The sequence below is a fragment of the Leptolyngbya sp. BC1307 genome (assembly GCF_002286735.1).
Taxonomy (GTDB): Bacteria; Cyanobacteriota; Cyanobacteriia; order Phormidesmidales; family Phormidesmidaceae; genus Phormidesmis.
On record NZ_NRTA01000012.1, the window covers coordinates 23,555 to 44,080 of the forward strand.

Genomic DNA, 20,526 nt, shown 5'->3' on the forward strand with positions numbered 1-20,526 from the left:
AAAGCGATAGAATAGAATCTGATAGAAACGCTTGACTAACTTTTTAGCTAGACGGTAAGCCGTGTTCAATCAGCTCACAATTTCTCAAGCACAGGCACAGCTACCAAAGCTCTCTAAAACGCTCAAAAACCAGCCTGCCATCATTACAGAGGAAGGTTCTCCTGCGATGATCGTGTTTGGTATTGACGATTTTTTGTCGTATTTTGAAACGGCTGAAATTGTGGCAGATACCGAGTTTTTAGAGCATCTGCAAGCAGGTATTCAACAAGCAGACAAAGAAGAATACTTCGACTTAGCAGACGTAGAAGCCGAGCTAGCACTTTAGTATCGCAACAAGCGGAGCCTACTCGCATAGAAGGAAACGCCTACGTTTGTTGCGAGTCACTTTGATCTTTGTTTTACAAGGATTTCAGTCAATGTTAATAGTGAAAGCAAAGTGACCAAAGCTATAGATGCCCAATAAATGACTTACAGAGTTGTATTAACGGCTGAAGCAAAGCAACTGCTTGCCAAAGTAAAAGATCGCAGAGAGCAGGAGCTGCTAATTGCCAGACTCAAACGGTTATCTGAAAGTCCTGAGCAGCAGGGAAAACCACTCAAAGCCGACCTAGCAGACTATCGCAGTATTCGAGCGGTTGGGCAGCGATACCGAATTGTTTACCATATCAAGGAGGAGGCTGTATTGGTATTGTGGTGGCTTTGGGGAGAAGGAAAGAAGGTGACCGTAAAGATGTGTATCAGCTAGCGCAAAAACTCGTACAAGCCCTTCAACTCGAACAGTTCTCCAGTGACGATGCTGAGGATTAGTTATCTCTCCTGCTGCAATCGAAACCGCTGAAACCGCTGCTCAATTTCACTGGCCGTGGTTTGTAGCTTCTGCAAGTCAGTCGGAATCACAAAGGGCGCGAGCACCTGAAGAATGTCAGAAAGCTCAACCGGTTCAGTGAGTAAAAGCTGAGTGATGTCGTTTTCGTAAATGCTGGCTTTACTAAACTGGTCCTGCCGATAGAGCGAAGGCAGGGCAAAAAAAATCAGCAGCAGCAGTCCCCGAACAGTGGCACAGCGAACCGTGCGATTCCCAAACGGCCTTTTGGTTACGTAGTCATCGCACACCATCCGAAACAACGAATTGCGAGTTAGCCAACAGTCAATTTGCAATCTGCCAAACCGACCCCGAGCAAAATCCTAATTCTCTTCTGAAACCGCAATTTCATGAATCGCCTTCAAATCAGCCCTATTCAAAATAAAATCAATATCCTGAGTATTGCGCCCGTCCACATAGCTCAACAGCGCAATTCCACCCACCAGCAAATAATCAATTTGCCGCTGCTCAAAAATGTCAAATAGCTGTTCGATAGCCTCAGGAAGCTGATTCACATCAGGCGGTTCGCTCCCCCAATTCTTCACGTCGAACAGTACCCCATCTCTAATAATGTCTCCGATGGCCGGGTTCATAATCATGGCTGGCCTCCAATCTATAGCATGAGTCACTTTTCCAAAGATTGAACTCGATTCAGCTCTGACCGCTTATTCTTCTCAGCTATTAACCGTACCCGTCGTCGGAGAGCTAGCGCTGGCAAAAGCTTTGACCGGAATGCGTCCGGCCCTGTAGGCGAGCCGTCCGGCTTGTGTAGCCATGCCCATAGCCTGACCCATCGCCACCGGGTCTCTGGCAAGCGCGATCGCACTATTAATCAGCAGCGCATCCGCTCCTAATTCCATTGAATAAGCCGCCTCGCTCGGCGTCCCAATCCCTGCATCGACTACCACCGGAATGCCAGCGTTTTCAATAATGATCTGAATGTTGGCAGCGTTGCGAATGCCCTGCCCCGAGCCAATCGGCGAACCGAGCGGCATCACCGTCGCACAGCCGACTTCTTCTAGGCGCTTAGCTAGCAGCGGATCGGCGTTGATATAGGGCAGCACCGCAAATCCTTCTTTAACGAGCTGCTCGGCGGCTTTGAGCGTATCTATCGGGTCGGGTAGCAGATACTTAGCGTCGGGGATCACTTCCAGCTTGACGAAGTTATTGTCCTCTTGGCCCAGCAGCTTGGCCATTTCCCTTCCCAGTCGGGCCACGCGAATGGCTTCTTCAGCATCGGTGCAGCCCGCCGTATTCGGCAGCATCCAAACCTTTTGCCAGTCAATCGCTTCAGCGAGTCCTTCATGACCGGGGGCGTTAGTCTGCACTCGACGAACGGCTACCGTGACAATTTCACTACCGCTAGCGGCGAAGCTACGGCGCATCGTGTCCAAATTGCTGAACTTGCCGGTGCCAGTCATCAGCCGGGAGCGAAAGGATTTACCGGCAATTGTCAAAATGTCTTGGTCAATCGACTTTTCGAGGATAGTGGGACGAGGCGTTTCGGTTAGCGGCATAGAAAGTTGGGGGCTGGAGAGCGGGTGGTTAGAAAGTGAAGCTGGATTAGCAGGCTGGGCAGGCTGGCGAAAGCGCTGATAGCTAAAGGCGGTGAGCAGGTCAGTCAGCGGCGCATCGAGCGTGCCTTGCAGATGCCCAGCGATTAATTTGGCAGTAATAGGAGCCAGCAAAATACCGTTGCGATAGTGACCGGTCGCCAGCGTCAGGTTTTCGCAGGGGCCAGCGCCTAAGATCGGCAGCTCGTCTGGAGTCGCGGGCCGAAAGCCCCACCAGCATTCTTCAATCGGGAAATTTTTTAGTTCGGGATAGAGGGCGATCGCCGCATTTAGCAACTGAGCTACCCCGGCTGGCGTATTATGCGGTGTAAAGCCAACCTCTTCAACGGTCGCTCCTAAAACAATGCGACCGTCGCGTCTGGGCACGATGTATATCTTTTCGCCATAGAGCACCCGCTGCAAAGGCTGGGTTTGGCCATAGCCAGGCGGCACCCGTACAGAGAGCATCTGCCCTTTGCGAGGCGTCACTGGGATGGGCAGCAGCTCACCTGACCAGGCACCTGTGGCTAATATGTAGTGCGCCGCCTGCTTTTCTCCGGCAGACGTGCGCAGCCCAACAACTCTTTGCTGCCGCTGCACAAAGCCTTCAACAGTGACCCCAGTTTGAATATCGACGCCCAAATCTCTCGCTGCTGACCTCAAAACCTGCATCAGGGCGCGATTGTCTACCTGAGCATCTTCTGGGTAAAAGCGACCGCCAGTGATCTCTGGGCTGAGACCGGTCTGATAGCTGTGCAGGGCGGCGGCGCTGAGGCCAGGCATAGCCCGATGAGAGCTGGCCCGATGAGAGCTGACCAGAGGGGCGTCTGATTGAAGCTGAGGCGCTAAAATGCCGCACGGCCAGTAGCCGCTATCAGCCCCCGTGCGATCCTCTAGCTTACTGACCCAGTCGGGATACAGCGCCAGGCTGCGCTGGCAGAGGTCTGCCATCGGACCAGGGGCAATCTGCTCGGCCCCAGGCGCTAGCATCCCGGCGGCGGCGTGGCCAGCGGCAGCTTCAAAGTCGCGGCTGAGAACGGTGACCTGAAGGCCCTGCTGCTGGAGTTCGAGTGCGATCGCCAGACCGATCACACCTCCCCCTACGACCAATGCGTCTGCTTGCCCCATAGCCGTACTGTTAGCTGAACTGTCAGAGTGAACGGTCAAATCAAAAGGTCAAATTAAACGATGAGCTGAACGGGTCGAAAGTCCCTCACCAAAGGGCAGGCACTGCAGGTGCAGGGGTCGGTGTTGGGGTGGTTGAGCCAGGATCATCGACGACCTCGGGCTGAGTCGGTTGAGGATTATTGATAGTGTCGCTACTTTGAGCGACGGGGAAGCTGTCATTGTTAGACGGACTCATCTCTACAGCTGAACCGGCCACCGCTGCATCTGGGTCGATGCTCTGCTGCCGCTGGATATAGGTGCCCGCTTCTTCTAACGGCAGCAGATCGACGTTTGAGTCGTCAGCTTGGCTAATAATCTGACCGTCTGCTGAGCGGTTGGATTGAGCGTCAGGTGAAAGAGCCCCGTTGGTGTTGTTCGCGTTGACTGCGACGATCCGGTCTTCTGCAGCGGTCTCTGACGTTGACTGAGTGAGCCAGTTCAGAGCGCGGTTGACGCCAAAAATAGCCAGCAAGAAAATACTCAGAACTGCGCCGCCAAGCGTGTACTTGTTAACCATGAACTTTGCCCTCACGTTGCCTTGCTTACGTTGCCCTTAAAAGCTGAAGTCGGTACTTTGTTGGCCCTGATTTTTGCAAATCGCTGCCCTGGTCTTTTCAGCCGAAAACCACCGAAAATTGAGAAATTGAGTTCATGCAAGAAATTCCATAGTAACGTCCTCAATCGCCTTTGCGTGACTGGCTAGGGCGCTTGTGCATCGGATATCACTGTTCGGCGTCTTTGCTCTGCGGTAAGCTCTTTAATCAAGCGTACCGCCAAGCGGTCGATTACTTAACTATGCAACTTTGGACCTGGCATACCTGGCAAGAGAGGTCTTTTCTCACCTGCAGTTTGCTGCCTCAGCCTCACGGATTTTTTACGCGCCACTTTTACCCGGCGGCTCCAGAAGCACTGGTAAAAGTAATCTCTCCCGCTATGCAGGTATACCGGGTGAAGCAGGTACACAGTGGCGATGTGCTCACCCCTACCGAAATTGAAGCGAGTCCGAAACTGCTACCGCTAGCAGACGGCATTATTACCGAGCGGCCTGAGCAGGCGGTATGGGCTTGCTCGGCTGACTGTACTCCGGCTCTAGTAAGCGATGTCATCACAGGCCAGGTAGCAGCAGTCCATGCTGGCTGGCGCGGCACAGCCCAAAAAATTTTGCCAGCGGCGGTGGCGCGGTTTCAGGCTCAAGGCAGCCAGCTTGAAAATCTGCGGTTTGTGCTTGGGCCAGCCATTGACGGTAGCGTTTATCAGGTAGGTCGTGATGTTGCTGCTGAAGTGGTTCTCAGTATTGAAGCAGGGATCTCCTCAGAGCCTTTGACGGGCGATGCTCTGATCGAGGCGGTGAGGGCGATCAAAAATCCGCCGCTGCTCAGCGATCCCCAGCCCGACCGACTGCGTTTGGATGTGAGACGAGTCAATCAGATTCAGCTTGAGCAGATGGGAATTGAGCCTGAGCAGATAGCGATCGCTCCTTACTGCACCTATCAAGATCCGGCTAACTTCTTTTCCTACCGCCGCACGCATGAGAAAAAAGTGCAGTGGTCAGGCATCGTCAGCCGCTAATTCTGAGTCGCTGCCCAAGCAGTCCGGTTGCCCAAGCCCAATCCTCTAAGCCTGATCGTCTACTGGCGGCTGGCCAAAGACCGGCGTCAAAAAAGCCACCAGCGCGCCGATTAAGAAGCCCGACACGTTGCGAATAACCGGCAGTAGCTCAGGCGTGCGAGTCACTACTGGCCCCAGGCCAAAGGCGAAAAACAAGATCCCCCACAGCGGCGAAAACAGCAGCGCCCACTGCCAGGCGATCCCCTGTCCGGCTTTGCGTGGCTGCGCGGCGAATCCACAGATCACCCCGCCCAAAATAGAGGTAATCAGCGTCAAAATCCACTGCTCGCGGGGCAATCCAGGCACCACCACGCAGCCCCCCCGGTTGAGACAGGTCTCAAGCGCGCTAATCGCCCCCAGCACCGCCCCGTCTTCACCGTTGTCTCGGACAAAAAACTGGTTGCCAAAGCGCGTCTGCAGCTCAATCCAAAACGTTCGCGGCAGCAGCGGAAAAAGCTGGTCTCCCACGCTGAAGTTGAGCAGGTTGCCTCCCCGAGGATCGGCTACTAGCATGATGCTTTTATCGTCGAGTCCCCAAAAGCCCTTTACCGCGCGTCCAGGCGTTTGATCAAACTGAGTGAGTACCCGCAGCTTCCAGCCAGTTTCTGCTTCAAAGACAGATAGGTGCTCGTTGAGATAGTCTTCTTGGGCCTCGTTCAAAATGCGAGCTAGGTCGATTACTACAGTCGGCTCATCGGGTAGTAGCTCAGGATTGTTAAACGCCAGCGCAGGTGCAGTGGGTGACCAGGCCAACACCGCCAGGCAGCACACCACAGCGCACCTGATTGCCCAGTTGAAGAGCTGGGCAATAGCTTTTTGCTCCGCCGGATTTTTTGCTCGGTGGGTAGCTTGCCCAGGCACAGTCATGAAGCGCGTTTTCATTAGTTAAAGCCGAAGGCAATGACGCCTCTGTTTACAGTTGTTTACCTAATTTTAAGATAACAGAAGCAAAGGAGAAAGCCCTCGCCGCCAGGCAGGATTTAGTCAAACCTGGGACTATGGTCCGGATCGCTCAGCTGCTCAGTGTTTGGCGGCGTTAGCGCAGGTGGCTTTTGAACAGTGGGGTGGGCAGTCAGCGGCTCCGAAGAATAAGGCGCTGGCGCTGGCAAGCCAGCACTTATGGAGTCTGGCTTGCCAGGCTGCTGAGAAATTGAGTGATCCCCAGATTTATGAGAGTGAGTTTTGATGGGGGGGCGACGGGTGGGCGGACGGCGACGGCGACGAGGTGGGCCGGTCAGTACGCGCAGGGCAGCAGTAGCCCCTACCCAGAGGCTACGTGTGGTGACTTGGGCTTTTTGGGCCTGAGCTTTGGCCTCTAATAAACCCTGGTCGACTTGCTGTACGACGCTGCGGGCACTTTGCATGCTGCCGCTGACTTCGTCAGTCAGCCCAGAAATGTCTTTGCCAGTGAGGCGCAGATCTTGCAGCGTCGCCGGTAGCTCACGATTGAGGTTATCTAAGAGCTTTTCGGCACTTCTAGCCGCTCGGGCCAGCTCTTGCAGGGTCAAAATCGCTACGGTTAGCAGGGCCGTCAGGCTGATCGCCACCAGCAAAATAGAAAGACCGAGCCAGAAGAAAGGGTTGTTCACAGCGGCTGTGTATAGGCACTAGGTAAAGGCAAATGGCAGCTATGCGCCATGTGAATCTTTGGTGGGGGCAGTCGGAATAGGGTCGCTATAAGTTTGCTGTTCCCACTCGTGGCGGCTGGCGGCTTGCCCTGCGATCACCGCTTCCCGCAGACGCCCCAGGGTGTGCTCCCAGTTGCCCAGAGCGGTTTCTGAGAGCCGGTCAGCTTGGAAGTGAATGCTGGTGGCCAGATCTTCGGCTAGCTCAGGGAGAGCGTCGGCGGATTTTCTTAGAATGCGGCGAGTCTCTTGACCGGTACGCGGCGCGGCTAAGAGTCCGGCTACTGCGCCAAGGGCCGCGCCGATGATCACGCCGCCGATGAGTGCATCTGATTTGCTGTCTGCCATGGCTACTGTCCTGGAATGAGGGGCTGTCTGACTGTGTGCGCCTATGTGTATGCCTGTATTTTAGGCCGGCGGTCTTGAGCTGAGGGGGCTAATAATCTAGCGCCGGGCTGCCCGGTAAAGCAGCAGCAGACGCAGGAATTTGGCAAATTGTAAAACCTGGCGGGTTTGCCTTGAGCGCAGCTGCCATTGAGCTATCCCTAGCCGAGCTTCTGCTAGCTGAACCCGCTTGAGCGCGATCGCATACCCCAAGTCTCCTGTATATAGCGGGGCCGAGGCGGTGTGCCGCAGCCAGTTAGTCAGCTGAGTAAGCCAGCAGCGCCACCGCCACAGGCGATAGGTTAGCCATCCTGTCAGCACCGCCAGCAGGCAGTTGAGGCCGATAACGCTCAGCATAGAGCTTTCACTCATTTCAAGTCCACTTTACGCAATTATGTCAGGTACGCAATTATGTCAGGGCTCTGACTTTAGAAAGGCACTTCTTCAGGGCATTCCTTCACTCCCATTCCACCGCATAGCTCATAATCAGCGGCGCTAGCCCCAATTCCTCTGGTGGTTTTGCCTGCGCTTCAAAAAAAGCAATCACCTCTTTAGCCGTTGGTCTGCCGCGTTTGCTGCCGGTTGCACCCGTGGCAATGATACAGCCGCAGCAGCTATTGTTATCAGCGCTGTCTTGAGCCCACTTATCTAACGCTTGAATATCTAAAGGGTTGTCCATTTCGTATTCGTTAAAGAGATGTAGCTGTCCTTGCGCGGTTTGTAGCAGCCCGACTTGAAATACCTGAGCGCTGACCGGGTCGCTGCCTGGGTTAAAGCAGATGGCCTGAATGCCCCCTTCTTGCTGCAGTCGCTCAATCAGTATCTGAGCTTTGGGCCGGGTGGTTTGAATGGTGAGAACGGGCCATTCGGTCTGCGTATCGGGGATCTGTGCAGGGGGCTTGAGCAGGCGCTGATAGTAGATGCGATCGCTCTGCTTTAAAGGCGCAAGCTCTTCGTCTGTGTAGCTGCTCAGCATGATCAGCGATCCCTCTGGTACGCTGTCGTCTACTAGCGTGGTGAGGTCAGTCTCCTCAGGCGACGCGAGGGTTTCTTCCAAAAAAGCGGCTGAGACTTCGGGCATCGTCGAGATTTTGACGCTGAGAGTATCAGGAGCAGCTGCTAGCCCAGATGGTGGTGCCTCCTCCGCCTGAACTTTATCGGCTTTATCGGCCTTAGCACCCCGCTTGCGGCTTTTAGGTGAAAGGTTCGCTCTGGCGGGGTTGGCAATTCTAAAGCGGCTGGTAGTCGGCTTTAGGGCAAAATCTTCAGCGCCCAAGTCGTGCTTTTTAAAGAAGCGATGCAGCGCCTCGAAGACCACGACCAGGCTGGCAGCTTCTTCTTCGGCAAGCTGCGATCGCAGTCCTTCTAACGGATGCAGGCTGCCAAACTCGTACTCCACCGCGCGCGCTGACTGGGTTTGGCCCAGCGTTGGCAGCGGAATGACATCATTGACTGGGTTGAAGTTAATAAACAGGCAGTTTTGCTCTAAAAAAGCCTGCTGCATCCCGTCAGAAAAGTCTTCGCTGTTGAGCAGCTTATGGCGGAACTGCTGCAGCGAAGCCAGATCGCGATAGAACAGCAAGCCATATTCCATCCCCGCTAGCCCCAGCACCGATAGGTAAAGCGTTTCTATCTCCCAGCAATTGAGTTCAATCGCTAAAATCTCTTGCTCACTCAAGTAGTCCCAGGGGGCATCTTGCCAGAGCAGGGCGGCTTTCTCTAGCAGTACTTCCTCAAACGCCTTGGGCAGCTTTGTCCTGGGTATGTCTGGCGTCTGCAGCTTTTCAAAGACTTCGTCAATCACCGGCAGCGCTGGCATGTGCTCCACCGGAATATCTAAATCCTGGAGCGCTCCTCGCAAGAAAAACTGAATCTCGCGATCGCACACCACGACCTTACGGGGACGCGCCGGTTCGACGCCCCCCTGCGGCGCTTCAATCGCCTGCAGCAGCGCTCTGACAATGGCCTCGTGGCCGGTTTCTTTGGGCACTACGCTCAGTCCCCGCACCACACCTTGCAGGCTGTCTACCCAGATAATGCAGTCTCCTTGTGCCGCCTCTGCGCTGTCTGTCGGCGCGTAGCCCGCAGTCGACAGCGGACGGCGATCGCACTCCCAAACGCTAGTCAGCCGGGGCAGCTGATTCAGGCGACGACAGGTAAATGGACTCAGTTGATGCATTAAAAAAGGATGCTAAAAATTAATCGGTGGGCAGGCGCTCTCAGCGGGTTACGGACTTTAAAGTCTATCGATGACTCAAAACCTGCCCGGTAACCCTATCGAGTGATCTCAGGCGGTTTACGCCTGCTTGACACCCGCTTGACACCCTAGACTAGAAAGAATAGTTCTCTAGTCTTTAATTCTACCTAGTTAGCGGCACCTGAAGAGAGCCTAGCTGACTTTACCGCTTGATATCTGGTATCTTGCCTGCTACCGGCTGCAGACCGATGCGCCAAATTGATGAGTTAGACTATAGATACCTAATCAACCTACCTCAACCCTTATGATTCAAGCCAATTCTTCTCCCGCCGTTACCAACGAAGCGCCTCCTGCCTCGACGGCTACCAACGCTAGTCAGGGCATTCTCATGTCAGAGGCGGCTCTAGCTCATGTCAAAGCGCTGCGCGACAAGCAGGGCAACGATCTGTGTTTGCGTGTAGGCGTGCGTCAGGGCGGCTGCTCAGGCATGTCTTACATGATGGACTTTGAAGATATCGGCAATGTCGGTGAGCACGATGAAGTGTACGATTACGACGGCTTTAAAGTGGTCTGCGATCGCAAGAGCCTGCTCTATTTATATGGTCTCATGCTCGACTACAGCGACGCGCTGATTGGCGGTGGCTTTCAGTTTACTAACCCCAACGCCAGCCAAACCTGCGGCTGCGGCAAGTCATTTGGCACCTGATCTACTCACCTAATCCATTCACTTAATATTCAGCGACTGGTTTACTTTAGCCCCTATGCAAACGCTAGAAACTCGATTTGAAGAAGGCATTGCCCGCTACAAAGCAGGCGATTCTGCTGAGTCTTTGCTACCCACCTTCAAAGACATCTGCCAGCAAGCGCCCAAAAACAGCGCCGCTCAGACCTGCCTGGCCTGGCTCTATCTGCTGGCAGATAAGCCCAACGCTGCCTATAAAGCCGCTCAGCGGGCCGTTAAGCTCGCGCCCACAGACCCTCAGGCCCGGGTCAACCTGTCGATTGCCATGTTAGAGACCGGTAAAAGCGGCGTGCGTGCGCAGGTAGAGCAGGTGGGTCAGGTTTTATACGCCGTAGATGAACTTAAAGCTGAGATAGCAGAGAATCTTGAAGAAGGATTACGAAGAAAGCCAGACTGGAAGAGTTTGAAGCGCATTCAGGCATGGCTCTTTGAAAGCTGATATCCCTTAGCCCATAAGGCATTAGCCCAAAATCAGTTGGTTGAGACCGAGTTAGAGCCTTAGTCTAACTTAATGAACTAATGCAACAGATCTGAGACAAAGGCGACGGAAATCGGTGCTATTACCGATCTTCGTCGCCTTCTTTAATGGCTTTTGTAGTGCGGGTTTGAGTCACCTCAGGAGGCTGTTTTTCTTTTTCAAGAGAGTAGCCAATCGGCTGAAACAATAACTTAACGAGCGATCCCCGCTGCGACTGATAAGCTTGTGTAAAGAGTTCAATAAGCCTTACTTAAGTGTTCGGGTTTTTTAACTCCAGTATCTACCTGCTACTTACTTTATTTTTGGGAGTCACTCATTATGAATCGCCAATCTGTTGGAATCAAGCCAGAAACACGAAATCACAAGGGCTTCTTTATTCAAAACGCGGCCTATACTTTCGTTGAAATTGACAAGTCTGGCTGGGCTTTGATCTGCGTTGATGATGCCGTATGCCATTACGTTGACCCTGATAATCTGCTAGGCGCAGAAGTCCATTTGAATGAAGCTGTATAGGACTGCCCCTTAGTACAAAGGGTTTGTAATTTAATGATCATGCTCAGAAAGTGGCTGCTTCTCCGACGAAGCAGCCATCTTTTGTAAGTATTTAATTTGTGAGCATTTAAACTAATATCTGTGTAGTGCCGGTGTCTTGATTAACCTGGTTTGACGATCAGCATCGGGTCTCAAACAAGCGCCTTTTTCTTTGAAAAGATTTTGTTTTAACTATGAAAGATCGCCTGCTCGATGGATTAAACACAGCGCTGATGTTTAATCTATTTTTTGTTTTATTCTGCTTTGTCTGGTTTGCTGTCGCTTTAATCGGACGCTCTACCCACGTCGATTTGGGCTTTGACCTGTGGTACAGCCTGTGGGATCCGCTGATCATGCCAGCTATTGGTATTTTGATGGCCGGAGCCATCGTGAGCGGGGTCTCTAGCTGGGTAGGCAAAAAGTTCCTGAGAGATTCTTAGTGCGGCTATCTGAATGCCAAAGCGCTATTGCCAGCTGCCTCGGGTGCGCTCGTACCACTTCACCAGTACCCGTGCCAGTCGTTTGGGGTCGTGACGAACGGCGTGATTGGTTTCACTCATGACATTGGCAATGACAATGCGGCGGCCTGAATCGATCACGGTTTTACGATCTAGCGTCACTGGTGTGGAACCTTCTTTGCGATAGCGCTCAATGGCTGCTTCGGAAGGCAGCTTTTTTTGGACTAAAACCGCATTGAATAACGATCGTCCGCAGGCACGATCAATCGCCTGAATGTGATCAGATACCTGATAGCTCTGGGTTTCACCTGGCTCGGTCATAATGTTGCAGATATAGATGCAGGGAATGCGGCGGGCCGCGATCGCCTCTACTAGCTCTGGCACCAGCAGATTAGGAATGATGCTGGTGTACAGGCTGCCGGGGCCAATCACGATGTAGTCTGCGCCATTGATGGCTTCTACCGCCTGCGGCAGGGCGGGCGGCGCAGCGGGCAGACAGCCAATCTCGGTGATGCTGCCCCTGGCCTTAGTAATGTTTGATTCGCCTTCGATCCGGCGACCGTCGCTGAGAGTGGCCCACAGGCTGACATCGCTCAGCGTTGCGGGCAATACCCGCCCTCGAATGGCCAATACCTGAGAGCTAGCGGCGATCGCCTTCTCCCAATCGCCCGTAATTTCATTCATTGCCGATAAAAACAGATTGCCAAAGCTGTGGCCGCTGAGCCCACTGCTCCCCTCAAACCGATACTGAAAAAGCTCAGTTAGCAGTTTTTCCTCGTCGGCCAGGGCCGTCAGACAGTTGCGAATGTCACCGGGGGGAATGCCGCCCATCTCTCGCCGCAGTCGCCCGGATGAACCCCCATCGTCAGCGACCGTTACGATCGCCGTGATATTGGCGCTATAGTGCTTGAGCCCGCGCAGCAGCGTAGATAACCCAGTGCCGCCACCAATCACGACAATTCTGGGCCCCCGATGCAGGCGGCGATGGTTGGCAATGGCATCCCACAGATTGTCTTCGCCGTTGGCAGGCAGCAGCACTTCGGTAATCAATCCCAGCGTGCGGGTCTGCCCCCAAACAATCAGCAGTAGCCCGCCCAAGACTGCCAGCGGGCCGCTGACGTAGTTAGGCACTAGCTGAGTAATCCAGTTGAGCAAATTGCCGACAAACCGCACCGTATAAAAGACCGGCGTCAGCTTTAGCCAGACCATGGTGCCAATGCCAACGGCAAAAATGCCGACCGCACTCAAAAACATCCAGCGTTTGACAAACAGGCCGGGCCTTAGCCATCTCATCCAGCGTTTGGGTCTGGTGTATAACTTTTTGTAGTTTGGGCGCATGACGATAGCTAGCAGTGAGACCAGGCTGAAAAAAGCAGGATCCAGGCTCTGACGCAGGCGGGATCATGCCTTAGGGTTATACAGCAAAAGGGTTGGCAGTCGTTAGAGTTTACGGCAGGTAGCGAACCCTCAAGCGCTGCTGCTGTGGCCTCAGCCGCCGGTAGCTGCTCCCGATTGACAGCAGTTGACAGACATAAATTGATAGTATTGATAGAGATTAGAAAGATCATCAAGCCCTATCTGGCTGTATGGGCCATCGGCCTCTTCACTCGGGTTTGGGTGAGGGCGTCTCAACTCACGGGATTTTTAATATCTAAATCGCTCGACGGCGTTCAGTAGGATATAGATTAGGTGTTAGCCGACCTGGGTTCAATCGTTAGGTTCTCATGTTCTCATCTCACGCTGCCCCATTCGAGTCTCCCCGCGACAAAGTGCCTTTGATCGAGCTTCGGGGGATTTCTAAACAGTTTGGCAATACGCGCGTGCTAGACCGGATTGATTTTTCCCTGAATGCGGGCGAGGCGATCGCTATTATTGGGCCTTCAGGCACCGGCAAATCTACCATTCTGCGGATCATTGCTGGCCTGCTAGCCGCCGACGAGGGAGAGATTTGGGTAGGCGGTCAAAAGCGCCTTGGCCTGATCGAAGACGCGCCCGATCCCTTAGGAATTGGTATGGTCTTTCAGCAGGCTGCTCTATTTGATTCGCTGACAGTTGCCGAGAATGTGGGTTTTTTACTCTATCAGCACTCTCGCCTCTCTCGCCGCGAGATTAAAAGGCTGGTCTCCGAAGCGCTAGCCATGGTCGGGCTTCCAGATGTTTCTAATAGCTACCCGGCTGAGCTATCGGGCGGTATGCGCAAGCGGGTGAGCTTTGCGCGGGCAGTGATGTCTAATCCGCATAAGCCGACTGACCGGCCCAGCTTGCTGCTGTACGATGAGCCGACAGCGGGGCTCGACCCCATTGCCTCAACGGTGATTGAGGACTTGATTCGAGAAATTCACAGTGGTCAAGCCTGTAGCTCCTACTTGATCGTGACCCACCAGGAGAGCACCATTCGCCGTACGGCAGACTGGGTTGTCTTTCTCCACGCGGGGCGGGTGCAGTGGTTTGGCCGCGTTGATGAAATTGATTCAACTGACAACCCGTTTGTGCGTCAGTTTTTTAGCGCTCAAGTTGAAGGCCCCATTCATGTGGCAGGATAAAAAACCAGGTCAGGAAGCGCATCGGTCAACCAGGCCAATCAAACTTTAGGAAACTCATGCGGGCACGAACAATTCGGGAAGGTTCTGTGGGACTGCTGATCTTATTAGGGATCGGCTTGTTTGGCGGTTTGGTGCTCTGGCTGCGAGGCTTCAACCCTACCAATCGTCCTTACCGGCTACTGGCTGAGTTTGACAATGCGACCGGTGTCCAGCTAGGGACACCGGTGCTCTATCGAGGCGTGCCTGTGGGCCGAGTAGCCTCAATTGCGCCGCTCTCTAATGGCGTAGAGGTGGGCTTAGAAATCACCCAAAAGGATCTGCGAATGCCCAACGATGTGCGGGTCGAAACGGTGGAGTCAGGGCTGATTGGGGAGATGTCGATTGAGATTACGCCGTTGGTTCGGCTAGCGACCAGTGCGGCTGAGATTAGCCCAACCGCAGAGGACTGCAATAGCGAGGTGATTCTCTGTGCGGGCGATCGCCTCATGGGCATTACCGGGCCAAGCTATGAAGAGCTGCTGCGCTCGGCAACCGAGGTCGCCGACTTGCTAGCTGACCCTGAGCTGATTGCTCAGCTCAAAGCCACTTTAGAAAACATCTCGCAGACAACCAGCAATGCGGGCGAATTGGCTCAAGCCGCGACTGCGCTAACCCAGCAGGCCCAAGCTGAAATTGGCCCCCTTTCTGAGTCAGCCCAAGCGGCAGTCAATTCAGCGACGCGCACCGCTCGCCAGTTTGAGGGCACTGCGCAGCAGTTTTCGCTGACGGCTACAGATATCAACAGCCTGATTGGTGAAAATCGCGGCACGCTGGTAGATACGCTGGGCAATGTACAAGCTGCCAGTGTGCAATTGCGGACTGCCGCCGATACGCTCGGGCCGACTTTTCAGAACGGAGAGCTAGTCAGAAATCTGGAGGCTTTAGTCAGCAACGCGGCAGCGGCAACGACCGACTTGCAGGCGGTGACGGCTTCGCTCAATACGCCCGCTAACTTAGTGCTGCTTCAGCAGACGTTAGAGTCTGCCCGAGATGCGCTGGCCAGCGCCCAAAAAGTCATGGCCGATGTTGATGAAATTACCGGCGACCCGGCAGTTCGCGAGCAGCTGCGTAACTTAATCAATGGCTTAGGCGATCTGGTTTCATCCACGCAGTCTCTAGAGCAGCAGTCTGAAGTTGCCCGCGTGCTGGCCCCCTTTGGTCAAACGGCGGCTCAAACGGCAGACCAAACGGCGGCTAACCGCGAATCTCGCCCTGCCAGCTCGGGGCCGGTAGCTGACGTTGCCCGTACCAATTCTGATCAGCCTGCCAATCAGTTGGTGCTGGTCTTTGATGGAGAGCGCTACATTCTCAAGCAGCAGGTCGCTGAGGGGGTGCGTCCGGGCGTTGATAGTCGCCGAAATAAGGGAGTTGCCCGAGACTGATAATGAGACTGATAGTCTGGCTGGCCCTTTTCTGCACTAGCGCGGTTAGCCCTTAGCCATCGGCCTCAGCCGTGCGCATGTCCCACGGCACGATAGAGAAGAAAAACAGGGTCAGCCCCATGACCAATCCGCTGATCAAAAACTGTGAGCCTGGCTGTAGACAGAGCCAAACCATCGCCAAGCCATGAACCCCGCTAGCCGCGCTAAAGCAGTGCGATCGCATTCCCCAAGCCATCGCCCCATATCCTACAGCGCACAGGGCCAGCCACAGCACGCACAAATTCGCCAAGATCACCCCGACACCGCCAAAAATACCGCCAGCGGTGACGATCATGCCAGCCATCATCAGCACGGCCCAAAGACAAACGACCCATCGCAGCCTGGCTTCGCAAGCAATCAGCCAGGTGAGTCCGGCGGTGCCCGCAATGCCTGCGCCAGTCAAAGCCGCGTCGATGACGGCTTGGGTTGTCCAGCTCAGCTGTGAAAATTCGCCCAAGGAGAAAACTGCCAGTGCGATCGCTCCCCACAGGACAAAAGCTTGGTCAAGCTCGCTCAGGTGAAACCAGTGGCGCAGATGAGCAAACCGTCGCCTCAGCTCATGAGATCTCAATGGTCTTGTGAGATCTTGCAAACTGAGGGCTTCAGTATCAGATGACAGGGCTGAGGTGATCAGGTCAAAAGAAGTCATGCTGGCCGATGTTGCCTATTTACTACGCTGACCCGATTGATTAAGAATGCTTAACAGTCGGGTAGTTATAGAATTGTAACAGAATATTAAAAGAGTGTTATTTTCTATCATATATCTGGGAGCACTTATGCGCTTCGAATCTCTTCGTCAGCGCCCATGTCTCTGGTCCTTCTATCTGGTTCTTCTATCTGGCGCTAGAGACTATCCAGCCCGCCTACCAGCTCAGGCGCGTTACCATGGCTCTTGGCCCCTGTTTAATTTAAGATGACGCCTCCCGATATTTCTATTCCCTCATCTGCGACTGCTGCTGGAGGCGATCGCTCAGCCAATATGCCAAATCAGCGGCCAGTTCAGAACTTAGAGGCGTCTTCAGCAGCGACCAGCTTGCCAGCGCTCGATGCTCATCAATTAAGAAAGCGCTATGGCCGAGGGAAGCGACAATTTGAGGCAGTACGCGGTGTTTCGCTGACGATTTTGCCGGGGCAGGTACTGGCGTTCTTGGGGCCGAATGGCGCAGGTAAGACAACGACGATCAAAATGATTGCTGGCCTGATTCGCCCGGATGCGGGCTGGGTAAGGATTGCGGGCTGCGACCCGCACCGGCAGCCGCAGGCGCTGCGAGGTGTAGGCGCTGTATTAGAAGGCAATCGCAACCTGTACTGGCGGCTGACCCCTTTAGAGAACTTGGAGTACTTTGGCGTGCTGCGGCAGGTGCCTCGGCGAGCGGCCAGAGATCGCGGTCAGGCGCTGCTAAAGGAGTTTGGCCTGTGGGATAAGCGGCAGGTGCCGGTACAAAAGCTCTCTAGAGGAATGCAGCAAAAGCTGGCGATCGCCGTTGCCCTAATCCACCAGCCTAAGCTGCTGCTGCTCGACGAACCCACGCTAGGGCTAGACGTAGAAGCAGGAGAAACCGTAAAGGGTTTGGTGCGACAGGTGGCCGCTTCTGGCTGCGCGGTTTTGCTGACGACCCACCAGCTTAACGTGGCCGAAGAACTCTCTGACCGGGTGGCGGTGATTCGCCAGGGTGAGATTGTCGCCGAGCAGCAGACTCAGGATTTAATTCGGCAGTTTTCAAAGGCGATGACCTACCAAATTGAGTTTGAAGGAGAGTTAGCGGCGCGCCAAAAAGATGCCATTGTCCGGCTAGGTGCGACGGTGAGCGATCGCTACATTCACTATCACCCAAGTGACCAGCCGCCAGAGACGCTGCCATCCTCTGCCACGCTCTACAAAATTTTGAGCCTTCTAGACCCTCTGCCACTGGTAGAAGTGCGCCAGGATCGGGCTGATTTGACCGACGTATTTTTGCAGCTTGTGCGCAATGATTGATCTACTGATTGGCGAATTTAAGCGCACTTGGGTGCAGACGCTGCGGTATCCCACGGAGGTGGTCGGCGGCATTGTCATTCTGACGACGGTGTTTTACGGCATTTTCTTAAGCACTCAATATATGGCAGGGCCAGCCAGCACCTTTGGCGACCGGCTCGATGCGGTAGTCGTGGGCTATGTGATCTGGACGCTGGTGCTCTATATCGTCAATGACATTGCCAACAATCTGCAGCAGGAGGCGCAAACCGGCACGTTAGAGCAGGTGTTTCTCTCCCCATTTGGCGCTCCACGGGTCTTTCTGGCGCGGGCGATCGCCAGTCTGACGCTGCGACTATTGCTGATCTTGATCGTGCTGGCCATCATCATTGCGATGACGGGCAGCCAGCTCGCCTTTCCAGCGCTACTGCTGCTGCCGCTATCGACCCTGCTCTTAAGCGCTTACGGGCTGGCCTTCTTCATCGGCTCTTTTGCCCTGGTCTTTAAGAAAGTGCAGCAGCTTCTAGGTCTATTTCAGTTTGTGCTGCTATTTTTGCTCGCCGCCCCAACAGAAGACTGGAGCGGCCCGGCCCGGTGGGTGGCTCACCTGCTGCCGATTTTGCCGAGTACGGGTCTGCTGCGTGACCTGATGGCTAGAGAGCAGCCGCTGGATTGGGGAATGTGGGCGATCGCGCTGGCCAATGGCATCGTCTACTTCACGCTAGGCACGCTCGTCTTTCGCTGGGCCGAGCGGCAGGCTAAGCGCCAGGGCACGCTGGGCGGCTACTAAACTGCCCCCTCCGCTGCTATCAAACCTGTTGAATCCAGCTGCGCACCGCTCGAATCACCTGATTTTCACCCTGAGTCTGTCGCAGCGTCAAAAAATCATTGAGCCGGTCTGCGGTTAGCTGTGGCAAGGCGACACTTGTTTCGGTTTTCGCGTAATCATTTGCCTGCAGCTGATAGATTTCTAGTCCCTGTCGCTTGGTATATCGCCAGACTTCAGAGATTCCTAATGTCTGGTAAATCGCCATGCGCTGGTTTGAAGGGCTGGTAATATCCACTTCAATTACCAAATCGGGCGGTAAGTCTGGCGGAATCTCAGGATCTAGACCCTCTAATCTATAGGCATTTTGAATGTAAAAGCCGGTGTCTGGCTCAGCCCCTTTTTCCAAGTCATCGCGCTCTAGCGTAGTTGAGCCGACGTTGATTACTTCCAACCCTAGTTCTTCGGTTAGGGTCGCCACAATGCGAGCCAACAGCCGATTGACAATCTCATGAAATTTAGAAGGCACTTTTAGCGTGAGTACCCCTTGGTTGTAAGCAACCCGCGCTGCCCGATGGTCGCCCATATCAGCTAACACGGCTTGATAGGTCTGCCAGCTGATATGAGATAACACCACTGTTTGAGTGAGCTGACCGTCAAAATTATCCAGGTCAAGCTCGCTAGCTTGGGTAGATAGCATCACCATGACAAGCGCTTTTTATGAGGTGAGTTAATCCTAACGCTGATGAGCGATCGCTTTCCAGCAACATAGGACGACTCACCCTACCGATTATCCCATTCATCGGCGGCATCGGCGACGGCCTGGTCAACAGTTTTGTCGCCTAGCATGGCGGCTTGCAAATTGTCGTAGATAATCTTTTGTAGCTCTTTCACGTCTTCCATCGCCGGAATTAAAACGGCGGCATCGTCTAGCTGACTAGCGCTAACAGAGCGGGCGACTTCTACAGGCGTTGCGTCCGGCGGCACATCGGTAAAGTAGCTGTCTTCCATTGCCCCGACTGTAGAGGGTAGCACGTTAGCGGCTTTGGCAAAAGAAAGCTGATTGGCGTCGTTCGTCACGTAGGTAGCAAACTTCAGCGCCGCTGCTTCTACATCCGTTGCCTGTGGAATCACCAGATCCATCGCGGCGACGTTCTTTTTGCCGGTGCTGCCGCTAATTTGCGGCGCGCTCTTAGTGGCAGCGGCAATATCTGGGGCATTGGTGGCGATGGTATCGAGAAACTCTGCGCCCGATGCTAATATCGCCGTCTCACCCGACTGATAGAGCTGAATCGCCTGCTGGTGACCCTGCGTCAGCACTTCTTTAGGCAGCAGCTCCTGCTGATAGAGATCCGTCCAATACTGAAATACCTGCTTGCCTGCTGGCGTATTAAAAGCAGCGTTGCCTTCGTCATCTACCAGCGGCACCCCCATCTGAATAAACGACTGCAGCACATCAGCCGCGTCCTCTGGCACAAAGCTGATAAAGAAAGCGTATTTGCCCGTTTCTTCTTTAATCTGCTTCGCGACTGCCGCCAGTTCTTCAAAAGTGGCGGGCGGTTCAGCAATGCCTGCGGCCTGAAAGATATCTGTGTTGTACAGCGTCACTCGGGCGGTGAGATACCAGGGAAAGCCAAAGCTGTCGCCATTCAGCTGAGTGGCCTGCCAAACTTTGGGCAGGTAAACAGCCTGCTCCGCTTCTGAGAGTTTGTCATCTAATGTAAGCCAAGCGCCTTTAGCCGCTAGCTGAGAGGCAAAGTTGGGGTTGAGATTGACCACATCCGGCGCGTTGCCAGCCGAGACCGCCGCCAAAATTTTGGTCTCCATATCCGCCCAGGGCACATCGACCCACTTCACCGTGATGTCCGGATTTTCTGCCTCAAAGTCGGCAATCAGCTGGTTGAAATAGTCGTCAAACTTAGGCGAAAGCTGCATCGTCCAAAATTCGACTTCGGCTGTGCCTGCGCTCTCGCCTGTAGCCTCGTCGGAGGGAGCATTGCCGCAGCTAATCAGCCAGGTTGAGAGTAGCCCCACTAAGACCAGGGCCAAAAACCGTTTCCAATGGCGAATTAAAAACATGGCAAAAGCAAAAATAAATAGACGAAAGCTGACAGCGCAATCTGCTGTCTTGTGACTCTACAGCACAGGCCGTCGGTTTGGGCGAGCGGGGTAGACAGATTTTTGCTGTCTATCAAGGC

At 54.1% G+C, this 20,526-nt stretch carries 24 protein-coding genes; 11 read left to right on the forward strand and 13 right to left on the reverse strand.

Annotation, left to right across the window (positions count from 1 at the left end):
- Positions 1–61 precede the first annotated feature (61 nt).
- Together CKL79_RS09070 and CKL79_RS09075 are read left to right on the forward strand one after the other, a co-directional pair.
- A complete protein-coding gene (locus CKL79_RS09070) occupies positions 62–325 on the forward strand; it encodes a prevent-host-death protein (RefSeq protein WP_121969269.1) in 264 nt (87 codons plus the stop codon).
- A gap of 138 nt (positions 326–463) precedes the next feature.
- On the forward strand, positions 464–745 hold the full coding sequence (locus CKL79_RS09075; protein WP_240518759.1) for a type II toxin-antitoxin system RelE/ParE family toxin: 282 nt from the start codon (positions 464–466) through the stop codon (positions 743–745).
- A gap of 62 nt (positions 746–807) precedes the next feature.
- Here the strand turns inward: CKL79_RS09075 and CKL79_RS23820 are convergent, their stop codons facing one another.
- The 4 genes from CKL79_RS23820 to CKL79_RS09090 all read right to left on the reverse strand — a co-directional run bounded on the left by CKL79_RS23820 (position 808) and on the right by CKL79_RS09090 (position 4,099).
- Positions 808–1,158 carry a hypothetical protein gene (locus CKL79_RS23820; RefSeq protein ID WP_240518760.1) on the reverse strand — a complete coding sequence of 117 codons (351 nt, stop codon included), beginning with the start codon at positions 1,156–1,158 and terminating at the stop codon, positions 808–810.
- A gap of 27 nt (positions 1,159–1,185) precedes the next feature.
- The gene (locus tag CKL79_RS23825; RefSeq protein WP_240518761.1) at positions 1,186–1,461 is read right to left on the reverse strand and encodes a nucleotidyltransferase family protein; all 276 of its coding nucleotides are present in this window, start codon (positions 1,459–1,461) and stop codon (positions 1,186–1,188) included.
- A gap of 75 nt (positions 1,462–1,536) precedes the next feature.
- On the reverse strand, positions 1,537–3,543 hold the full coding sequence (thiO, locus tag CKL79_RS24365) for a glycine oxidase ThiO (RefSeq protein WP_121969270.1): 2,007 nt from the start codon (positions 3,541–3,543) through the stop codon (positions 1,537–1,539).
- Between the two features lie 85 nt (positions 3,544–3,628).
- Entirely contained in the window at positions 3,629–4,099 is a 471-nt protein-coding gene (locus tag CKL79_RS09090; RefSeq protein WP_121969271.1) for a hypothetical protein, read from the reverse strand.
- Between the two features lie 278 nt (positions 4,100–4,377).
- Here CKL79_RS09090 and pgeF point away from each other — a divergent pair, with 278 nt between their 5' ends.
- Positions 4,378–5,151: a peptidoglycan editing factor PgeF gene (gene pgeF, locus CKL79_RS09095; protein ID WP_121969272.1), complete on the forward strand. Its 774-nt coding sequence runs from the start codon at positions 4,378–4,380 to the stop codon at positions 5,149–5,151.
- A 45-nt stretch (positions 5,152–5,196) separates the two neighbouring features.
- On the opposite strand, the gene CKL79_RS09100 is transcribed toward pgeF, so the two are convergent.
- The 5 genes from CKL79_RS09100 to CKL79_RS09120 form a co-directional block, all read right to left on the reverse strand.
- On the reverse strand, positions 5,197–6,057 hold the full coding sequence (locus CKL79_RS09100; protein WP_121969355.1) for a TPM domain-containing protein: 861 nt from the start codon (positions 6,055–6,057) through the stop codon (positions 5,197–5,199).
- Positions 6,058–6,170: 113 nt separating this feature from the next.
- Positions 6,171–6,779, reverse strand: a complete 609-nt coding sequence (locus CKL79_RS09105) for a DUF948 domain-containing protein (protein ID WP_121969273.1) — start codon at positions 6,777–6,779, stop codon at positions 6,171–6,173.
- Between the two features lie 39 nt (positions 6,780–6,818).
- A complete protein-coding gene (locus CKL79_RS09110) occupies positions 6,819–7,163 on the reverse strand; it encodes a YtxH domain-containing protein (RefSeq protein WP_121969274.1) in 345 nt (114 codons plus the stop codon).
- Between the two features lie 96 nt (positions 7,164–7,259).
- The gene (locus CKL79_RS09115) at positions 7,260–7,571 is read right to left on the reverse strand and encodes a hypothetical protein (RefSeq protein WP_121969275.1); all 312 of its coding nucleotides are present in this window, start codon (positions 7,569–7,571) and stop codon (positions 7,260–7,262) included.
- 85 nt (positions 7,572–7,656) lie between these two features.
- Entirely contained in the window at positions 7,657–9,378 is a 1,722-nt protein-coding gene (locus CKL79_RS09120) for a hypothetical protein (protein ID WP_121969276.1), read from the reverse strand.
- 406 nt (positions 9,379–9,784) lie between these two features.
- Here CKL79_RS09120 and CKL79_RS09125 point away from each other — a divergent pair, with 406 nt between their 5' ends.
- The 4 genes from CKL79_RS09125 to CKL79_RS09140 all read left to right on the forward strand — a co-directional run bounded on the left by CKL79_RS09125 (position 9,785) and on the right by CKL79_RS09140 (position 11,587).
- Positions 9,785–10,102, forward strand: coding sequence for an iron-sulfur cluster assembly accessory protein (locus CKL79_RS09125; protein ID WP_121969356.1), 318 nt, complete (start codon positions 9,785–9,787; stop codon positions 10,100–10,102).
- A 55-nt stretch (positions 10,103–10,157) separates the two neighbouring features.
- Positions 10,158–10,577, forward strand: a complete 420-nt coding sequence (locus CKL79_RS09130; protein WP_121969277.1) for a tetratricopeptide repeat protein — start codon at positions 10,158–10,160, stop codon at positions 10,575–10,577.
- Positions 10,578–10,934: 357 nt separating this feature from the next.
- On the forward strand, positions 10,935–11,129 hold the full coding sequence (locus CKL79_RS09135) for a hypothetical protein (protein ID WP_121969278.1): 195 nt from the start codon (positions 10,935–10,937) through the stop codon (positions 11,127–11,129).
- 212 nt (positions 11,130–11,341) lie between these two features.
- Positions 11,342–11,587, forward strand: coding sequence for a hypothetical protein (locus tag CKL79_RS09140; RefSeq protein WP_121969279.1), 246 nt, complete (start codon positions 11,342–11,344; stop codon positions 11,585–11,587).
- Between the two features lie 24 nt (positions 11,588–11,611).
- Here the strand turns inward: CKL79_RS09140 and CKL79_RS09145 are convergent, their stop codons facing one another.
- Positions 11,612–12,943: a gluconeogenesis factor YvcK family protein gene (locus CKL79_RS09145; protein ID WP_121969280.1), complete on the reverse strand. Its 1,332-nt coding sequence runs from the start codon at positions 12,941–12,943 to the stop codon at positions 11,612–11,614.
- A gap of 386 nt (positions 12,944–13,329) precedes the next feature.
- Between CKL79_RS09145 and CKL79_RS09150 the strand changes: the two genes are divergently transcribed.
- Together CKL79_RS09150 and CKL79_RS09155 are read left to right on the forward strand one after the other, a co-directional pair.
- Complete coding sequence (locus CKL79_RS09150; protein WP_121969281.1) at positions 13,330–14,148, forward strand: ATP-binding cassette domain-containing protein; 819 nt, start codon at positions 13,330–13,332, stop codon at positions 14,146–14,148.
- A gap of 56 nt (positions 14,149–14,204) precedes the next feature.
- Complete coding sequence (locus CKL79_RS09155; protein WP_121969282.1) at positions 14,205–15,569, forward strand: MlaD family protein; 1,365 nt, start codon at positions 14,205–14,207, stop codon at positions 15,567–15,569.
- Positions 15,570–15,621: 52 nt separating this feature from the next.
- On the opposite strand, the gene CKL79_RS09160 is transcribed toward CKL79_RS09155, so the two are convergent.
- Complete coding sequence (locus tag CKL79_RS09160; RefSeq protein WP_121969283.1) at positions 15,622–16,257, reverse strand: hypothetical protein; 636 nt, start codon at positions 16,255–16,257, stop codon at positions 15,622–15,624.
- A 384-nt stretch (positions 16,258–16,641) separates the two neighbouring features.
- Here CKL79_RS09160 and CKL79_RS09165 point away from each other — a divergent pair, with 384 nt between their 5' ends.
- Both CKL79_RS09165 and CKL79_RS09170 read left to right on the forward strand, forming a co-directional pair.
- The gene (locus CKL79_RS09165; protein ID WP_346427057.1) at positions 16,642–17,586 is read left to right on the forward strand and encodes an ABC transporter ATP-binding protein; all 945 of its coding nucleotides are present in this window, start codon (positions 16,642–16,644) and stop codon (positions 17,584–17,586) included.
- Complete coding sequence (locus CKL79_RS09170; RefSeq protein ID WP_121969284.1) at positions 17,579–18,352, forward strand: ABC transporter permease; 774 nt, start codon at positions 17,579–17,581, stop codon at positions 18,350–18,352. Before CKL79_RS09165 ends, CKL79_RS09170 begins: the two co-directional genes overlap by 8 nt.
- A gap of 19 nt (positions 18,353–18,371) precedes the next feature.
- On the opposite strand, the gene CKL79_RS09175 is transcribed toward CKL79_RS09170, so the two are convergent.
- On the reverse strand, positions 18,372–19,034 hold the full coding sequence (locus tag CKL79_RS09175; RefSeq protein ID WP_121969285.1) for a Uma2 family endonuclease: 663 nt from the start codon (positions 19,032–19,034) through the stop codon (positions 18,372–18,374).
- Positions 19,035–19,111: 77 nt separating this feature from the next.
- On the reverse strand, positions 19,112–20,407 hold the full coding sequence (locus CKL79_RS09180) for a sugar ABC transporter substrate-binding protein (protein WP_121969286.1): 1,296 nt from the start codon (positions 20,405–20,407) through the stop codon (positions 19,112–19,114).
- Positions 20,408–20,526: the final 119 nt, after the last annotated feature.